This is a genomic window from Paenisporosarcina sp. P4_D4 (assembly GCF_056401835.1).
The window spans coordinates 1-3049 of record NZ_JBFUIO010000186.1 but is presented as its reverse complement, the minus strand read 5'-3'; the positions used below and the strand labels follow the sequence as shown (position 1 = coordinate 3049).

Annotated in this window: 3 protein-coding genes; all 3 read right to left on the bottom strand. The window is 35.3% G+C overall.

The window, feature by feature from the left end; all coding sequences use genetic code 11:
* The coding region (locus AC1DSL_RS16735; RefSeq protein ID WP_477533071.1) for a hypothetical protein at positions 1-240 on the bottom strand (240 nt) is incomplete at its 3' end.
* 35 nt (positions 241-275) lie between these two features.
* Positions 276-1766: a hypothetical protein gene (locus tag AC1DSL_RS16730; RefSeq protein ID WP_477533070.1), complete on the bottom strand. Its 1491-nt coding sequence runs from the start codon at positions 1764-1766 to the stop codon at positions 276-278.
* Positions 1767-1812: 46 nt separating this feature from the next.
* Positions 1813-3049, bottom strand: a 1237-nt coding sequence (locus AC1DSL_RS16725; protein WP_477533069.1) for a hypothetical protein, incomplete at its 5' end; no start/stop codon positions are given.

The window sequence follows — 3049 nt, the reverse complement described above, 5'->3', positions numbered from 1 at the left end:
GTATTCACTTTCTAGACCAGTGCCGATTCGATTATTGTCATATACGATTGCAGAGTTTCCGATAATTACTACTGAATCACCAGATGCAGGTGCAGCAACTCCACGAACATCAAGGTTAGCTTTCTCTACATCTCCTAATTTAGCTACGAAACCATTTTCAAATTCTTGTCCTACAGGAACACGTACTGAATAAGTTTCTTGTAATTTATTGTCTAAACGTAATACTGAGCGTTTTGCCATTTTAATTTTCCTCCAATAATTTTAATTATTATTTTTTAGTTAAAGAAACCCGCATATGGATTGTCTTTAACATCTTGGTTAACATTGATTTTAACTTTATTAACTGTTGATGCTGGTTTGCTTACTGAGAAGTTTTTCTTCCCAATTAATGCGAATAATTTTTCTTCTACTTTGTCTAACTCTGAATCTTTCATTTCTGTGAATACTTGAGCGAATTCATCATCTGACAACTTATCAGCAAATTTATCTTGTAAGTCTTCTTCTTCACGAGTACGTTTGTATTCAGTTAAGTCTTTTAGTTGTGATTGAAGTGTCGATTGTTCAACTGAGAAACGCTCTGAATTAATTGCAAACAACTCTTGAGCACCTTCAAATGCTACGTATTCAACTTTCACTTTATATGCTTGGTCAAGTTGTAATTCAACATTGTCGCCATTTAGTGTGAAAGGAGCTGCGTATAATTGATAATTCTCTTGAGTATTCTCAAAGATTACTAATGCGTCAGTATTATCAATTAAGTAATACTTACGACATTTATCGCCCCAAGAATCATGATAATGCTCTTTGCCAAGTTCTGATCGAAGTTGTTCACGTAATTGATTAGCGGTTAAAGCAAACTCTTTAGCTGGTTGAGTTTCTTTAACCTCAACTTCTGGAGTTGCTTCTGTAAACTCAGGAGCATCTTTAACTTCAGTTTCCTCATCAGTTTTTTCAACCTCAAAGTGTTCTTCTGTTTTTTCAACTTCTTGAACTTCAGTTTCTTCAGCTTTAGTCTCAGCTTGTTGAGTTTCTACAAACTCTTTTTCAACTTCCATCACTTCTGTTACTTCAGTTTTGTCTTCCATTCCTGTACCTCCTTGCTGAGAAAATAGAGTATAGAACTCTTGTAATTTATTCTCAATTGATTTTTGTAAAGCATTGTTTTCGGTGAATTGTACTTCTACTGTGGAATTCTGCATTGCTGGATTCACTCCAGTTCCAAGTAAACATGCACCGAAGAATGAAAACGTTTCAAAATGGAATACTCCATCTTTGTCTATAGTTCCTGTGTAATTATCGGATAACTCCATGCTTTGAGAAGTAATGCCTTTGCGAACCATAATATCGGTTGGGTCGCCCCATTTTGTCCACATTAAAGCATCCACAACTAAATACTCTTTCTCTTCACCACTATCGGTAACACGCATTTCCCAATGTGCGTTATTAACTTCTGGAATTACTCCTACAGCAGAACCTAAATATTTGAAATTATAGTCACCATCTTCTGAGCGATGAAGCACCATTCGATGGTCACTGAAATCTTGTTCGCCTTCTGAATTTTCTTCAATGAAGCTTAAAATTGGCGTATTTGCTAATGTAGGAATTGCTTTCTCGACTGCTTCCTTAGAGAAGGATGATCCGTTGAAGTTTAATCCTGTGTKCATGAGCCAAATTTTAACCTTTAAAAAACGTGAGTCTTCTTTCTCGAATTCTTCTAGCTTTTGAAAGATGACAGGAATTTGAGTGCTGATTTTCTTTTCTGTCACTGTCTCACCACCTTTCAAGACGATGTAATGGGTAGTTTATAATTAATTAATCATCTGCGTTATCTTGATTGACTTGAGTTGAATCTGCTTTTTCGTTTTCACTAACATTGTTTCGACCAACGCCATCTGATTGAGTGTGAGATGATGCAAGGGGGGTTAATAAGCTGTGTAAATCTAAAATCTGATTTTCAATAATTGCCTTATTGTAAAGTTGATTTGGAGACATTCCTAAAGTTGCACCAATTCTTGCTACATCAGGCAATCCAAATTGTCCTGCTTTAAGAAGGCTCTCTCTTTCTTCTTTCTTGTTGAATTCTGTTATATCTAAGAAAGCGAGATGAAACTTAATTGCCCCCGTTTGTTTCTTTAACTTGCGATTCAACCATCTTTCAATTTGAGTCATCATATCAAATACGATTTGTTCATCAGCCTTTATTGATTGTGAAATACCCATTGAAGTGCCCTTCTCAGAGCCGAAAAGATGTTGACTAATAGCACTATTGGTGAATATCTCACTTATCGCATCACTTACTGAGCTATTATTAGCTTGTTTCTTATCTAAGGAAATTGCTTCAATGTCCATTGGTGTTGTCGTTAAACCAATTCCGTCACCTAGATTTGCAGCGGTGTTTTCATGGAACTGATTAGCAATTTTAGGATCAATTAAGAAGGCATCCATATCTACCCCTTTATCATTCAATGGGATTTTCTGTACCAATAATAAGAAATTATCCATTTTAGCCTTAGCTTTTCTTAATTTCATATATTCGTCTGCGTCAAATATTGATTCGAAAACTGTATTAAACGGTGGAATAACACTAGAAATTTCTTCGTTTACTTTAAAACATACCGCCTTGTTTGAATCCAATTCTTGCCAATTGTAATCTTTTTTGTTTGATTCATAACGCTGATACTTAATTCTAAACTCTTCGGGATAAAGTTCTAGGTCGTGTTTAAATCTATCAAAGTATGRGAAATCGAAAGCAAAGTTGCGAACACCGTCCTCAATTGATGAACCGAATTGACAGTAATCAGCATCTAGCTGTTGTATAAAATACGAATCCTTCGACTCATGCTCATAACCAAAAAAGACATCCTCTTTTAAAGCAACCTTTAATGCCTTAGACATCTCATGCTGTAAATTTAGTTTGTCAATGTATTGGGAGGTTTTTAAATACGCCTTCTTAATCTTATCTGGTGCATAGCTATCAACAGAGCCAATTAACTCCAAATCATATGCATATATCGGCATTGTTGCCATATGTCTTACTACTGCTCTATAT